We start from the raw sequence: 16,683 nt of genomic DNA on the forward strand, positions 1-16,683 counted from the left end.
ATATCTGGATATACTCAAAATTACCGGCTTTTTTAAAAAATTTATATTTGGAGGCAAATAAAATTTAATGTATAACGCAGATATTAAAGAAAAAAGAAATAAAAGAAAAAAAACTAATATTAATTGAAAATAAAATTTTGGTAATTTAGTGTGGGTAATTAAAATAATAAACACAAAAACACAATATAAAGACAATACATCACCAAATTTTATATCTAAAATTTTATAATCTGTTAATTGCATTGCTGCAACTATAAGTATCGATACTATATATTTATACAACTTCATAAATTTTCAATAATAGATTCATATTTATCTAACATTTTATCTACATTTAAAAAAGTTTCAACACTATTTCTACCTTGTTGTGATAATTTTTTAAATAATTTTTTATCATTATATAATTTTAAAATTGCTTTCCCCAAAGAGTCTTCCTGTTCTGGATCTATTAATAAACCATTTACCATATCTATTATTATTTCCGGTATACCTCCACGCAATGAAGCTATTACGGGTATGTTATTTGCAGAGGCTTCATAAGCTACTCCCGGTAGGTTGTCTTCACATATTGAAGGTAGACAAATTATATGTACATTTTTGTAAAATTCCGATGAGTCAGTATATCCTAAGAATTCAATTTTATCATTGGAAAGTTGCTTAAGATATTTTTCGTAATTCAATTCTCCTTTTCCTGCAATTAATAATTTTGCATTAATATTTAATTTGTTAAATTGAGTAATTAACCATTCTATACCTTTTGATTGAGTTAAAGATCCTATATATCCTATTTTAAAAATATCCTTTCCCTCCCATATTTTTACTTTATCTACATAGTTAATATTTTGGGCATTATAAATTATGTGTTTTCTAACCGTAGTAAAATAATTATAATTAGACATTTTTTGTATTACGAATTTACTAACCCCAACTAAAACATCAACCTTTTCTGATTTATACTTATGAATTCTTCTTAATGTCCTACAAATAGTGCATTGCTTTTTACAAGTATGCTCTTTTCTAAACATAGTACTATTTGCACATAATAAATACAAATCATGTAATACTTGAATTACTTTTACATTTCTTTTTTTTATTTCGTCCCAAATCGATATTGAAAACCCGGCTAGATTATGGCATATAATAAGATCCGGATTTTCCATATCTATAATGACATTAATATATTTTTTCATTTCTATATTATACGAATCTCTCAAATGCCAAAGAAGTTTAATCAATTTATTATTGGATTTGTTTTTTCCATAATGCCAATAAAAATTTTTTATACCGGCTCTATATATTTTAATTCCATTTATATATTCTTTAATTAAATTTTCATTTTTTCCGGTTGTCAATACAGCTACATTATATCCTCTTTTTTTTAAACCTTCAACCTGTTGTTGAAAAATTATTTCTGCACCACCACCAATATATGGGTAATATAAAGTATTAATTAATAAAATTTTTTTCATATTTTATTATTTCATTTAGTTTATCAATTAAAACTTGCGAATTCTCATTAAACTTTCTAGCAAATATTTTATTCGAAGTAATCAAATTATTATAATCGCTCATATCTAAAAAAGCAGGTCTGCTACCTCCCCTATAGGTCCAATCTATATATCTTAAATTATCATTAATAATATTTTTTAAATAGGGTGAATTGACTAAAATTGTTTGAAAATATATTTCATCCGGAAGAAGGGTATAGTTTAATCTATTTTTTAGAAAAGAATTATTTTCACTCTCTTTAATAACATATTGTAAAACTTCTCTCGTTAAACTCCACCACATACTACCTCCATATAATTGAGGTAAGTGTTCTTCATAAGATCTCTTTATTTTCAATTTTTTTTGAAGACGAACTAATAGGTTTAATATTTTTCCGTGTCCAAATTTCCGTGCATTGAAGAAATCATTAAAATGATAATAATGTATACGATCAAGTCCCCCATTTCCATCCCAAACTTTTTTAGGCAATTTTTCGAACACTAAATAGTTTTTATTTTCTTTAGCTAAATCATAAAAATAATGCAATGGTTTAATTGGAAAATCTTGTTCACTGATCAAATGAAAATATTTATTACTATCATTCTCTAATGCTTTTTTAACTAAAAATAAGGCAACTTTCATAAAGAAAATTCCTCCCCAATTCACTACATATTTTCTGTAAATATTTATTGATTTATTTTTGATGGTATAAAGTCGTGATAAATCGGCTTTACTTTTTTTATCTATATGTATATAAAATTCAAAGCAATCATCAAAATAATGTATTATTCTAATTATATTATTAATATCTTGATAACCTAATATTAATATTGCTTGTTTCATAGTTAGTTTTTAAAATTAAATTTTTTTAAAAATCTTTTTAATAATGATTTGCCAATACTAAAAATAATTTTATTATTATTTTTTTTTGCTTGAGTTATTGCATTGAAAAATTTATTAAATCCGTAATTCATTGAAATAACTATGTCTTCTCCTAATGGTATTTTATATTTGTTTTGTTGTATATTATGTAAATAATTATTAATTCTAATTTTTGCATTGAATCTTTCATCAAATCTTGTTTCACTGGTAATTGTATAGGTCAGACTATTTGGGCTATAGGTAACACAATAAATAGGATATTTATCTACAGCAATTTTTTTGGCATTTATTCCCGATTCTAAAACAAATAAAGCATCATTACCGACTTTTACTTCTTCAAATAATAAATTCTTTTGTTTTATATATTTATGTTTAAACATCTTACTCCAAGGTGTCCAATTCTTAAAAATTAAATCTTCAAAAGTTTTATACTTTTCTTTATTAAAATTATTTATTACTTTAACTATGTTTTTGTTTCTATTTGCCTTTGCACCTGAATTATTATCTATACTTGTTGCTGAAAAGTAAATTATTTCGTAATCTGAGTTTACATATTTTTCAATGACATCGTAAAATCCATCATTAAAATAATCATCTGCATCAGCAAATAACAGCCATTTACCTTTTGCATGAGATAATCCGATATTTCTTGCATATCCGGCTCCTTTTCCTTCTTTAGTAAAATATACTTCTGTATTTTTTTTATTTAATCCCGGAAAATTACTTATTTCAACAGCATCGCTATTATCGTCAACAATAATAATTTGTATATCATTTTTATCCGGAATAGAATCTAAACATCTTTGTAGATATTTAATGGAGTTTTTATGTGGAATTATTATAGTATAGTTAATCATTTATCGTTAAAACTAAATAAGTTGCAGAATTTTATTAATTTAAATAACAATTTATCTATGTTTACCAGTAACATACGATTATTTACTATTGGTTTATAAAATAAAATATATCTTACCTTATATAAAATATTTACATTTTCACATAAGCTTTTGGCATTATATTCCGAAAATTTCAACTTAGCATATTCAATTAATTCTTGATCATTCTTTTGGTATGATTGACGCCAAATATCTAATAGATATTGTAAAACAAATAACCTAAGCTGTTTTGAGAAAGGATCTAAATTTATCAATCGATCCATTGAATATATTCTATCTTTTAAATTTTTGATGCTGCCTCCGGTCATAGTTGAATTACTTCTATATCTTCTGTGATATCCATAGTAGTCTACATAAGTTATTTTGTTAGTAGATATGATACATCTTAACCAGAATTCAACATCCTCACCATAGATACCTTCAGGAAAATAAATATTATTGTTTTGAATAAATTTTTTAGAATATAATTTTGACCAGGGAGAAATCCAAGGAGCTAAATATTTAATTTGATTCCCTATCTTTATTTCCTTCTTTAGATCTTCTTCATTTATTTCGAAATATTTAGAGGATACAATTTTACCTGATTCGTGTATAAAAGAAACAGCATTAAATATACAAATGTGATTCTTTGAAATTGAATTTACTAAAATTTCTATAGTTTGAGCTTCAATAAAGTCATCTGAATCTAAAAAATAGATATATTCTCCTAAAGAATTATTGATACCGATATTTCTTGCTTTACCTTGTCCACTGTTACTAATTGAAAAAACCTTTATCCTATTATCTTTCTTTTTATATTTGTCTATTACGTCTACACTGCGATCGGTAGATCCATCATTAATAATTATAATTTCAACGTTAGAATACGTTTGTTTAATTACTGAATTCAAACATTCATCCAAATACTCTTCTACATTATAAACCGGAATAATTATTGATACTAATGAATTCATTTTTTTAATTTTAATAAATTAGTACAGTAGAAAATAGCAACCTTTAATTTATCTTTTAAACTAAAATGAATCCATGATTTTTTTATCTCCGATTGTATGGATGGAGTAAGTTTTTCATAGGGTATTAGTTGATAAATATTGTTTAATCTTCTATATCGAAGTTTTAACGTATCATTATATAGCTTTTGCAGATTATTTTTTTTGCTAAATTGTAATCTTAAATTATTTGAGTCTAGAATATCAATAAATTTTTCTAAATAATTATTATTGCTCATTATACTCCCTTCCCTTTGAAGGTAATAGTACATTTTTAAATCAACTTTAGCTATTTTTTGTGATAAAAAAAATATTTCATGACATATAAATTCATCTTCATGAAATTTTCCTATCGGAAATCTTAAAGAATTCCATATTTCTTTTTTGTAAAGTTTATTCCATACTATTACATTTTCAACGAAATTTGATTTATTATAAAAATCATCAAAAATTTTAGTATTTAAAAAAATATCTATAGTATAATTATTTAAATCAATTTTTTTTAATTCATCATAATTATAAAAGCGTTGAAAGCTACAAAATGATAAATCACTATTTGATTCTGCTAATATTTTGAACAATATTTCATAATATTCTAATGCTATAAAATCATCACTATCCAAAAAACCTATAAAATCACCTTTCGAAATATCTAAACCTGCATTTCTTGCGCTGGATAACCCACCATTTTTTTTATGAATTACTTTGATTCTTTCATCCTGCTGAGCATAATTATCACAGATTTCACCACTCGCATCTGTTGATCCATCATTTACCAATAGTATTTCTAAATTTTTATATGTTTGATTTATCACACTGGTAATACACCTATCAAGATAATTCTCAACATTATAAACAGGAATTATTACAGATATAAGATTCTGATTAATTCTTGACATAAAAAATTTTTTTGATTAACTTTTTTATCTTGTTCCGTAATAAATTTTTATTTGAAATGTTAAGTTTAGATTTATCTTTTTTCCAAGATCCGTAAAAATGATGAATTGTATAAGTATTACACGTTAAATTCAAAACAGATGGATCATCCCATTTCTTGGGACTAAAATATTCTAACGGTAAAATATAAACGTTTTCCTGATTATTATCTATTTTGTCAATACTTGGAATTGAAATTAAATTAAAATTAGCTCGTATTACCTTATTCATTATGGAAGGTAATGGTTCAATATCATAAACTCCTGACTCTTTAATAAAATTTCTATGATCATAATAATCCAAACATTTTTTTATCCACACACATCCTTTTTCTACACCTAATATTGCTGATTCAATTCCATATTTTGTGTTTTCTTTTCCAATAAAATAAGGCAAATGAAGTAAATCATTAAATGTTTTTAAAACCTCAACATCTGTATCTAGATATATTCCTCCATAATTATATAATGCATATAATCGCATGTAATCTGTCGCAAAAGCATACATTTTTGAATCACATGCTTGTTTTACCCATAATGATTTTTCAATATCAAATTTTTCTAAATCCCATAAGATAATTTCATATTCCGGCAAATATTTTTTCCAGGAATTAATATATATTTCTAAATTCTCCGGCAATGGTTTTTTACCTAACCAACAGTAATGTATAATTTTTGGTATCATAGTAGAAATAATTTTAATTACTATATTTAACTAAAGTTATTTCAAATTATTATTTAATTTTAATTATAAAGCTATTATTAAAATCAAAATAATTATAAACAACTAATTAAATTATCATAATGATATAAATTTAAATATATTTAAAATATATAAATTATAATATTTTACCATTAATTCATTAATAATTATATTCATTTTAAATCTTATAAATTAATTTATTTTATATTTAAATGTTTTATATTATTTATATTTTATTTTATTAAAATCCTGATACCGCCTTTTAATACTTGAAAATTAAAAAATTAATAATTTTATTTAAATTTAATGATCAAATTCCTTATAATACTTTTAAATTGCTTTTTTTGATTATTAGTTAACATAACTAAACTCATAATTAATAAAACTATAATGGATATAATGATTGAATAAAAAGTTAAAGTACCCCATCCATCAATCTTAATAAAATAATATTTAATGATTAAAAATAGTATTAATAAGCATAGAGAAATTGCTAAATTTTTACATATTATCGGATAAAATGTATTCCATTTTAATTTTAAACATTTTGCTCCATAAATTGGTAAAAAAGTCAATGAACGTAGACCTCCCCATACCAGTCTTGAAATTACAATTGCTAATAGTTTATCATAATCATCTTTTAAAAAATTAACACTTATAAAAATTGTAATAAAAATGAGAATACTAAAAAACAAAAGACTTAAAGATGAAATTTTTATCTTATCCGTTATAGTAAATATATTCCAAAGGCTTTCTTGTGGCATTGCAATCATTAATGAAAAAAGGGAAATACAAGAAAGCTGATATAATTTTTGATGATCTTGATTGGGTAACCATAATTGAAAAAAATCTTCACCAAGAATAATAAATACTAATATAGGTAAAATTGAAATAATACCCATTATTCTAATATTTTTGTGAATCTCGTTTTGTAAATCAAGAATTTTATCTTTAGCATAATATTCGGTTAATTTTGGAGCAAAAATAATAGCTACTGAAGCACACAATGATAAAATAATTGTAGGAATAGTTTTACTTATAGATAATGTTCCCATAGCTAAAGTGCTAATAAAAACATTGGCTAATAATAAATCCATTCCTGTTGAAAGTATATCACTCAATTTATTCAATAAATTCCACCAACCGGATAATAGTATCTTTTTTACTAACTTAAATTCATATAAATTTTTGTTATTTTTAAAATCCGGAAATATTTTTACAGCTATTTTTTTATTACACAAACCTATAAATAAAGTACTAATTAAGGCAGATATTGAATAATACCATAAATGTGGCTTAAATAATGAAAAAGGAACTACTACAAATATAATCCTTAATATATTTGAAATAATATTAAGTACAGATGATATATCTGTTCTATTTTTTATAAAAAGAGGAACAAAATAAATATTAAACATTAATGAAATGGCAGAATTTAAAAAGGTAAGTCCAAATAATAATTTCACTTCCCATTGCTGCTGTATATCTATTTTAATTAAGTTATCTAAGTAAAAAACAACTAAAAACGCTACACATAGTATTATTATAGCTAAAAAAATATTTGAATAATAAACTGAAGAATAATATTTTTTTGCTAAAATTAAATTTCCTTTATGATAACTTACGGTAATAAAACGAGTTGCCATTGAATTTAAAGCTACCGAAATTAGCGATGTATACGATACAAAATTATTTGCTAATCCTATATAACCGTATACATCTGCACCCAATTTTTTAATTACAAAAGGTGTTAAAAAAAAACTAATTACAAAACCAACTATAAATGAACTTAATTGTGCTGCTAAATTTACCAATAAGCGTTTTTTTTCTTCCATGATTAGCAATAAATTTTCAATTTGTAGTTAGTTACCTTTAATTAGTATTTTATTTTCAACGGTGAAAAATTTTACTTCGATTTATTGTGAAATATTTATACCATGCTTTTTTTTCTTGATTATATCCATATGGATTATAACGTTCATATCCGTAACCACCTTTTAAATCCACATTGTTAATCAATATGGCTGTTTTATGTTTATCAAATTTTCCTTCTTCTTGCAACTGAACCAAAATATCTAACATATTCTTCTGTAAATAGTTGACTCTTATTAGATATATAACCAAATCAGCATACTCATTTATCAAAAGTGTATCTGTAACTACGCCTACTGGAGCTGTATCTATGATAACATAATCATAAAAATCCTTACCATATTTAATTATTTCCTTAAATTTTCCATTCATTAATAATTCTGAAGGATTGGGAGCTATTCTACCCGAAGGAAGTATATCTATATTTAAAGAATGTTCGGATTTTTTATTATTAGAATAAGAATTTGAAAATATTATTTTAGATAAATCTGAAACATTCCCGGATAAATATTCTGTAATACCCTCTAAATTATTATTTATACCTAAATTTTCTCTAACTTTAGGTTTGCGAATATCTGCCTCAACCAACAATACTCTTTTATTAGCCAATGCTAAAGTATAAGCTAAATTTAGGGATGTATAAGTTTTTCCTTCTCCACTTATTGTTGAGGTAACATAAATACATTTATTTTTATATACCGATTCAGACAATAAAAAATTTACATTGGTTCGTAAAATTCTAAATGCCTCAGCTGAAGAGGAATTAGCACTTTGGATATCAACCATATCATTTTCTGCTTTTGGAATGTAACCTAAAAATGGAAAATTTGATATAACATTTTCTATCTCTTTTTTAGATTTTACTTTATCATCAAAAAAGAAATTTACATATAAAATCCCCATTGGAATTATTAATCCCATTATGGCTGATATAAATAAAATAATATAGGGCTTAGGATAAACCGGTTGATTGGAATAATATGCTGTATCCACCACTTTAACTACGTTAGGGGTTGAAGAGGTAGCAATTTCTGTTTCTTCTCTTTTTTGAAGTAATAATAAAAATAAAGATTCTATAGTCTGCTGTTTTCTAAAAATATCTTTAAATCCTCTTTCTTTTGCCGGAAGATCTGATATTTTATTTGAAACTTGCCCCATTTGCTTTTGCAAATTACCAATAGCAATGCTAGTTGAATTTTTATAATTTTTTAAACTTTTTCTTAAATTATTATTATAATCACGAATTTGAATATCTAAATTTTTAACAATAGGATTTTCCGGGGTTGAACTTTTTAGTAAATTATCTCTTTCAAGTATTAATTTATTAAATTCTTGTGTAGTAGATACTATAGACGCATCATTAAGTCCAATATTTGAAGGTAATAAAGAATTATTATTAGAACCAATAAAGTTTTCCATATAATCGATTAAGCTCAACTGTATAGAATATTGTTTAAGCTGTTCTTCTATTCTTGAAGATTCTTGTACTTGCTTTCTTCCTTCCGTTTCAACATCAATGATTTTTTTACTCGATTTAAACTTCTCCATATGATCATCTGCATTGCTTAAATCTTTAGATATCAATGATAATCTATCATTTATAAATGATATTGTATTTTGGCCTATTTTGTATTTATCATCAATAATATCCTCTTGAAGTTGTAAAACTAAAAGATCTATAACTTTATTTGCATTTTCTGGTAAAATGCTTTGTAAACCTAAGTTAATAATATTTCCATTTTTAGAAACATTTTCAATTTCAAGAGAATTAATATATTCTAATGTTACATCGATTATGGGATTAAGGGATATAAATAATTGATCTCCAGATTCTGATTTTGGATTACGAACGAAAAGTATATCTCCAAAAGGAAATTTCACTGGTTCATTAAATTTCCCATTAAATACACTGTCTTTTTTTAAATCTTTACATGTAAATTTTTCATTATCATCAATAATGACTTCTAAATTAATGGGTTTATCAATTAAATATTTAGATTTTTCATCAATAAATTTTATCGAAACACCGGCATCTTTTTTATAAATTTGTTTGGTTATAAACCCGTTTTTCTCACTATATTGAACGTTTAAATCTAATTTATCAATTACTTTAGATAATAATCGACGTGATTTTAACATTTCTATCCAATCATCTATATTATTCCTAGTTAAATCCGTAAATTCAGTTATTTCCATCATTCCGGATAAAGCCAAATTATCATGATTACCCGTATTGATAAGAATTTTTGATTCTGATAAATATTTTTTAGGAGTAACATACAAATATAAAAACCCTAAAGAAATTGTGATTATTATAGAAAAGATAATCCATTTCCAATATAATAAATAACGATAAGCCAAATCTTTTATATCTAGATCATCTTCTTCTTTGGAATAAAAATTTTTATTATAATTTTTCATTATATATAATTATTTAACGGGTAATAATTGAAATCACAGATAATATAATACCTGCCAAAGATATAAAGACAGAATTTGTAGCACTATAGGCCGATGAGTTGGTTTTTGCTCCATTCGGATGAACATAAATCACATCATTTTGAGATAAATAATATACCGGTGATCTAAAAATTTCATTTGATGTTAAATCAACATGTGTAAAAGTTTTATTTCCATCCTTATCACGAATCACTATTATATCTTTCCTTTTTCCATAAATTGTTAAATCACCTGCTAAACCTAAGGCTTCTAAAATCGTAATTTTTTCATTGGATAGTGTATAAGTTCCCGGTTTAGATACTTCTCCTAATACTGTAATTCTAAAATTAGATATATGAATATTGACAGAAGGGTCTTTGATATAAACTCTAAGTTTTTCTCTCATAAAATCCATCGCCTGAGATCGAGTTAATCCACCTAATTTTAATTTCCCTAAAACAGGAAAATCTATTTCTCCATTTTCATCTATCAAATAGGTTTTCAATCTTGGGTTGGTAGACGTGATGCTTTCAGAGCCTGCTGCATTAGCATTATAAGGACTCTGTTGATTAAATGGAAGTGTTGATTCCAAATCTAAAGCAGAAATAGTTATAATTAATAAATCATCCGGTTTTAGTGTTGGCACATATTTATACACTTCTTTTAATATAGTTTCATTACCTTGAAAATAATATAGTTTTTTTTTTGAAGCGCAAGATGAAAGGCAAATAAGGAATAATACTACTATTATTGAAACAATATAAGAACTAGTTTTTTTCATTAGTTTATTCATTAGTTTTATACTTAAAAATTTATTTAAAATCTTTTAAATTATAATAATACTATACTATATAATCTTATAATTTAACTAAAAACAACCTTTATATATTAATAATAAATCCTAATTTAGAAATATAAAAAGATCGTCTTTTAGGTTGTATAAAATTTTTCTCTTAATTTTTATTTTAATTCACAAAAATAAACTATTTTATTTTTAATTTCAAAATATAAATTTAATTTAAAATTTAGGTTTACTTTTATCTTTAAATTAGCTAAAAACTATATAATTAATCAATAAATAACTTTGAGGAATTGTTAATATTTAAGAGCTAAATTTTATCATTAATTAACAAAAAAACAGATTGTAAAATGTTTATATAATAAATTATCCAAAAATTATATACTTTTTAATGGTAAAATTTATAATTATAAATATAATTAATAAATAATTTATATCAATAAAAATAAGAACAACTATTAATCTACCTTAATTTATTATTTATTTTCTTATACATTAAATTAATCATGCCATCAGCAGCACCAATTTTTGGAACATGAATTCGTGTGGAATGTGCAAATTTCATGACCGAATTATATATTAATAATGCCGGAACAATTACATCTGCCCTATCCGGTTTCATATTAAATTTTTCAATTCTTTCCTCATAAGAAATGCCTTTATATAGTTCGTACTGATGATGTATATAAGAAGCCGAAAGAAATTTACCTTCTTTTTTTCCTGAATTTTTAAATACAAAATTTATATTTCCTCCTGATCCTATTAAATCCACGGATTTACCTTTTGTTATTTTAGTCACCCAGGGTTTAATGACATTTGTTAGATAATTTTCATCTACCTTTTTATCTAATAATCTAACGGTTCCTATAGGAAAAGATTGACTATGATGAACTTTACCTTTATTTAAAAGGGATATTTCCGTACTGCCCCCTCCAACATCTACGAATAAATAATAATTATCGGAATACAAAAAATTTTTAAGTTCTGAACTAAAAATGATCTTTGCTTCTTCTTCTCCGGAGATAATATCTATTTTAATTCCGCTTTTGTCTTTTATATAATTGATAACATCTTTGGAATTTGAAGCTTCTCGCATAGCAGAGGTTGCAAATGCTCTATACTCATCCACATTATAAACTTTCATCAATAAGCTATAAGCTGTCATTGCATCATTTAACCGCACCATAGTTTTTTTAGATATTTTCTTATCTGTAAAAACATCTTGTCCCAATCTTATAGGTACACGAACTAAGCTGGTCTTATTAAATGTTACAGTTTCTTTAGTTTCATAAATGGTATTTATTAGTAGTCGTACTGCATTAGAACCAATATCTATAGCAGCATAGGTTAATATATTCATCATTTATTTAACTCTTTAATATATTGGTATATAGTTTCTTGAGAACGGTTTTTCTTTTTTCTGTTTTTCTGGTAGGGTTCCTCAAATCCTTCTTGTATCAAACGTCCTTTGACATTATCGTTAAAACCTAGTTCGAAAATTTTCATAATCTCCTGTTTATTTTTTGCGCTGATAATAGGACATGCTACTTCTACTCTATGATCAAGATTTCTTGCCATAATATCCGCCGATGAAATATAAATGAGGTCATCACCTCCATTTTTAAACCAATACACTCGCGGATGCTCTAAAAATTTATCTACAACACTAATTATTTTAATATGATCACTTAAACCGGGAACTTGAGGGATTATAGAACAAATGCCCCGTACGACCATTCGAACTTCCACTCCAATTTTACTGGCTTCATATAAATAATCAATGATTTCTTTATCACATATACTATTAACTTTAATATTAATTTGCGCGGGTAATCCGTTTTTTTTATTGTTTATTTCCCGTTCAATACCTTGTATAATTTTTCGACGTATTCCCCAAGGGCTTACTGCTATATCTTTATAATGTTTAACTAAATAATTGGCATTAAAAAAATCAAAAACTTGGTCCACTTGTTTTACTATAGCTTCATTAGCTGTAAAAAGAGTAAAATCCGTGTACAATCGTGCGGTACCTTCATGAAAATTTCCTGTTGAAATAAATGCATATTTAGTAGCTGCACCTCGTTGTGGTTCTCTTTCGACAATACCAATTTTTGAATGGACTTTTAATCCGGGAACTCCAAAAATTACCTTGACTCCTTCATCTTGTAATTGTTTAGACCATTTAATATTATGAGCTTCATCAAATCTTGCCCTTAATTCTAAAACTGCCGTTACTTCTTTTCCATTCCTTGCAGCATTGAGTATGGCACTTAGAACTTGGGAGTCACTGGCAACCCTGTATATGGTTATTTTTATTTTTTTTACTTTTGGATCGATGGCCGCTCCTCTTAAAAATTTCAAAAAAACAGAATAATCATAATACGGGGCATAAAGTAAAGTGTCTTCTTTGGCAAAAGCCTTAAAATAGTTTTTTTCTCCTTTTAAAATTTTAGGAATAACCGGTTCTATTTTTTTATATTCCAGATCTTGCCGTCCTAAGGTAGGAAATTTCATAAAATCTTTTTTATTATGATATTTTCCTCCGGGCGCTAAACTATCGTATTCATCAAGATCAAACATTTTCTTTAAGAACCTGAGCGTTTTAGGATCAATAGTTTTATCGTATACTAAGCGGACCGGTAATCCTTTTAATCTTTCTTTTAAGGCAACGGCTATGCTATCTACATAACTGACTTGCACATCGTTATCAATGGACAGATCCGCATCTTTCGTTAATTTTATGGATTTACCCTCGATGGTCTCGAATTTAAAAAATTGAAAGATATCTTTTAAATGATATCTAATAATATCTTCAAGAAATATTACATAATGTTTATCATTAATATCAGGTAAGACTAAAAAACGCGAAAATCTGTCCGAAGGAACTTCAATAAGTGCATATTGTTGATTTCCATTTTTTTTAGTCATGGTTACTATTAAATAAAAAACATTATCTCTAAGGTTGATTGTTTTATCTCCCTCTTTCCAATATAATATAGTTAAATTATGACTTAATTTATTTTCAAAAAAATCTTGAACGAAAGGTTTCAAGCTCTCGGGTAAGGTCTTATCATCAACTAATAAGGTTTTTTCTTTAGCCAGCTCCTTAATAATTTGTTCATACAATTTATCATATTTTTCTTGCTGATGAGCAACCGTCATATTAATCTCTTCCAATAAATTTACATCTTCTTGACTCTCAACAATATTATTATATTTTCTGTTGAATTGAACCATTCGAGCTATATAAGCATACCTTACTTTATAAAATTCATCTAAATTGTTAGAATATATTCCTAAAAAACGAAGTCTTTCCAATAAAGGATTTTTTTTATCCATTGCCTCTTGAAGTACTCGAGAGTTGAATTTAAGCCAACTTATTTCCCTATTGATATATCGAAAATTAGATCTATCCATGACTAAAATTTATTATAATTAAATCTAAAAAAATTTATTCTATTTTCAAATGGGTTAAAAAAAAACAATCCATAAAATTTATGGATTGTTTTTACTATTGTTCAATTATTTTTTATTAATAATATCATTTAAAACATTGACAGATTCTCTAAGGTTAAAATCTTTTTTCATTCCTTTGTACCAATCTTCACGTTTTGCTTTAAGAACAGTATCTTCTTTAAACTTGACTAACTCGTAAGCCGGAGCCTCTACTTTTATTTTTGCATCAAAATTAGTTTCCTTTTCATATACTTTACTTTGATCCCTTCTTTTATTCATTTCCTGCATGAACTTATCATACTTTAGCGGAATTTTAGTAATCTTTTCCAATTCTTGTGTCCATTTACCTGCTTTCTCAATTGACGAAACATAGGTACTTCCTTTTAATCTTTCTGCACTTCTTGCTTTAAGATATTCATAATCTATTTTAGGAGTACCATTCCAGGTAGAATAATTTGTTGGATATATCTGATCCCACGGTAAAGCATATTCTTGAGACTTTTCAAAGATATCAGAATAGGAAAAAATACCGGGAATAACTATATCGGAATTTACCCCTTTCAACTGAGTTGAACTTCCGTTTATCCTATAAAATTTTTGAATAGTTACCTTTAAGGCCCCGAACTTATCGTCTTTCATACCAAATCGATCCAAAGGAAAGATGGTTTGTACCGTTCCTTTACCATATGTTTGAGAAGGTCCGACAACCACAGCCCTATGATAATCTTGCATAGCTCCGGCCAGTATTTCTGACGCAGACGCTGAAAGTTCATTGGTCATAAGAATTAAAGGCCCATCCCAAACAATATCTTTTTCTTTGCTGTCTAATACTTTTATTTTTCCGCTGGAATCTTTCACTTGAACTACGGGTCCCTTTCCTACAAATAATCCGGTTATATCAACCACTTCAGACAATGATCCTCCCCCGTTGTTTCTTACGTCCATAATCAAACCGGTAATTCCTTGCTTTTTTAATTCATTAATTTCTCTTTTGATATCATCGGAACAATCTCTGCCTTTACTGTTACTCTCTAGATTCACATAAAATTCTGGCAAATACAATATACCGAATTTATTACCTTTTTCATCCGTTATAATCGCACTTCTAACAAAGGTTTCCTGAATTTCAATTTCTTCTCTTACCAAAGTTACCGTTTTAGTACTTCCGTCCTTTTTCTCTAAAGTTAATACTACCGTAGTTTTTTCTTCACCTCTTATTAATCGGATGGCATCATCTAATAACATTCCTACTACACTTACCGGATTACCATTTTTACCTTGTTGTACTTTAATTATTTTATCTCCTGCCTCAATTTCTTTAGATTTCCAAGCCGGACCACCAATTACTAGTTCCCTGATCGTAGGATACCCTTTAACATCTTGTAATGTTGCACCAATTCCTATAATTTTACCACTTATAGAGCTGTTAAAATTTTCTTTATCTTTAGGTGAAAAGTAGGTAGTGTGAATGTCAAAAACTTCCGTATATGCATTGACAAATATGGAAAATAGATCAGATTTTTTTCTTAATTTTATTTGTCTAAAGTATTCTGACAAGTTTTCTTTAACTTTTTTTACGGCATCTGCTTCTATTTCTTCTTTTGTTTTAGGCTTTTCAATTTTTTTAGTAACTTTTTTACTGATCGAATCCGTTTTTATGGAATCACTAGTATTTATGCTATCTTTTACGTTTTGAGTATTAAATATTTCCTGTAGTATTCTATATTTAATGTAAGATTTCCAATACTGTTTTGCCTGATCTTTATTTTTTGGGAATTTTCTTTTTTTATCATCAGAATAAAAATAATCATCATTAGAGAAGGTAATCGGCTGACTGAAAATATCATTAACATATTGTTCCGTTTCATCAATTCTTTTATACAACCTATCGATAGTTAAATGATAAAATGAAACATCATTATTAATAAACATATCACTCATTTTATCTCTGTATTCAGAAAACTCATCCATATCGGAATCCAGGAAATATCTTTTAAACGGATCTAAGTCTTCCATATATTTTTTAAAAACATCCCTTGAATAAGACACATCTAAATTTTTAGGCGCATAGCTTGTAAAAAGTAGTGTTTCTCTAACTCTTTTAATTATCTCTCTTTCATTGTCGGCATGAGAAGAAGCATTAAAACAAAACACTAACAGGCTCATGGAACATAGCGATAAAAATATCCAGGTCTTTTTTAAATTAAGCATTGGTTTACGTATA

The 16,683-nt window shown here is 26.1% G+C and carries 12 protein-coding genes; all 12 read right to left on the reverse strand.

Annotation, left to right across the window (positions count from 1 at the left end):
- Positions 1-284: 284 nt before the first annotated feature.
- The 12 genes from G8C43_RS02865 to G8C43_RS02920 all read right to left on the reverse strand — a co-directional run bounded on the left by G8C43_RS02865 (position 285) and on the right by G8C43_RS02920 (position 16,670).
- A complete protein-coding gene (locus tag G8C43_RS02865) occupies positions 285-1,469 on the reverse strand; it encodes a glycosyltransferase family 4 protein (RefSeq protein ID WP_166004020.1) in 1,185 nt (394 codons plus the stop codon).
- Positions 1,447-2,331: a beta-1,6-N-acetylglucosaminyltransferase gene (locus G8C43_RS02870; protein ID WP_166004022.1), complete on the reverse strand. Its 885-nt coding sequence runs from the start codon at positions 2,329-2,331 to the stop codon at positions 1,447-1,449. The genes G8C43_RS02865 and G8C43_RS02870 overlap by 23 nt, the downstream gene beginning before the upstream one ends.
- A gap of 2 nt (positions 2,332-2,333) precedes the next feature.
- Positions 2,334-3,227 carry a glycosyltransferase family 2 protein gene (locus tag G8C43_RS02875; RefSeq protein WP_166004025.1) on the reverse strand — a complete coding sequence of 298 codons (894 nt, stop codon included), beginning with the start codon at positions 3,225-3,227 and terminating at the stop codon, positions 2,334-2,336.
- Entirely contained in the window at positions 3,224-4,219 is a 996-nt protein-coding gene (locus G8C43_RS02880; protein ID WP_166004028.1) for a glycosyltransferase family 2 protein, read from the reverse strand. The genes G8C43_RS02875 and G8C43_RS02880 overlap by 4 nt, the downstream gene beginning before the upstream one ends.
- Positions 4,216-5,154 carry a glycosyltransferase family 2 protein gene (locus G8C43_RS02885; RefSeq protein WP_166004030.1) on the reverse strand — a complete coding sequence of 313 codons (939 nt, stop codon included), beginning with the start codon at positions 5,152-5,154 and terminating at the stop codon, positions 4,216-4,218. The genes G8C43_RS02880 and G8C43_RS02885 overlap by 4 nt, the downstream gene beginning before the upstream one ends.
- Positions 5,141-5,875: a glycosyltransferase family 32 protein gene (locus G8C43_RS02890; RefSeq protein ID WP_160543170.1), complete on the reverse strand. Its 735-nt coding sequence runs from the start codon at positions 5,873-5,875 to the stop codon at positions 5,141-5,143. The genes G8C43_RS02885 and G8C43_RS02890 overlap by 14 nt, the downstream gene beginning before the upstream one ends.
- A gap of 311 nt (positions 5,876-6,186) precedes the next feature.
- On the reverse strand, positions 6,187-7,728 hold the full coding sequence (locus G8C43_RS02895) for a lipopolysaccharide biosynthesis protein (RefSeq protein WP_160543171.1): 1,542 nt from the start codon (positions 7,726-7,728) through the stop codon (positions 6,187-6,189).
- A 55-nt stretch (positions 7,729-7,783) separates the two neighbouring features.
- Positions 7,784-10,186, reverse strand: coding sequence for a GumC family protein (locus G8C43_RS02900; RefSeq protein WP_166004033.1), 2,403 nt, complete (start codon positions 10,184-10,186; stop codon positions 7,784-7,786).
- A gap of 13 nt (positions 10,187-10,199) precedes the next feature.
- Positions 10,200-10,985, reverse strand: coding sequence for a polysaccharide biosynthesis/export family protein (locus G8C43_RS02905; protein ID WP_160543173.1), 786 nt, complete (start codon positions 10,983-10,985; stop codon positions 10,200-10,202).
- Positions 10,986-11,466: 481 nt separating this feature from the next.
- A complete protein-coding gene (locus G8C43_RS02910; RefSeq protein ID WP_160543174.1) occupies positions 11,467-12,366 on the reverse strand; it encodes an exopolyphosphatase in 900 nt (299 codons plus the stop codon).
- Positions 12,363-14,420, reverse strand: a complete 2,058-nt coding sequence (gene ppk1 / locus G8C43_RS02915) for a polyphosphate kinase 1 (RefSeq protein ID WP_166004035.1) — start codon at positions 14,418-14,420, stop codon at positions 12,363-12,365. The genes G8C43_RS02910 and ppk1 overlap by 4 nt, the downstream gene beginning before the upstream one ends.
- A 105-nt stretch (positions 14,421-14,525) precedes the next feature.
- Positions 14,526-16,670 (reverse strand): carboxy terminal-processing peptidase, encoded by a 2,145-nt coding sequence (locus G8C43_RS02920; RefSeq protein ID WP_166004038.1) that lies wholly within the window; start codon positions 16,668-16,670, stop codon positions 14,526-14,528.
- Between the last annotated feature and the right edge of the window lie 13 nt (positions 16,671-16,683).

Source organism: Apibacter sp. B2966, assembly GCF_011082485.1.
In the GTDB taxonomy this organism is placed as follows: domain Bacteria; phylum Bacteroidota; class Bacteroidia; order Flavobacteriales; family Weeksellaceae; genus Apibacter.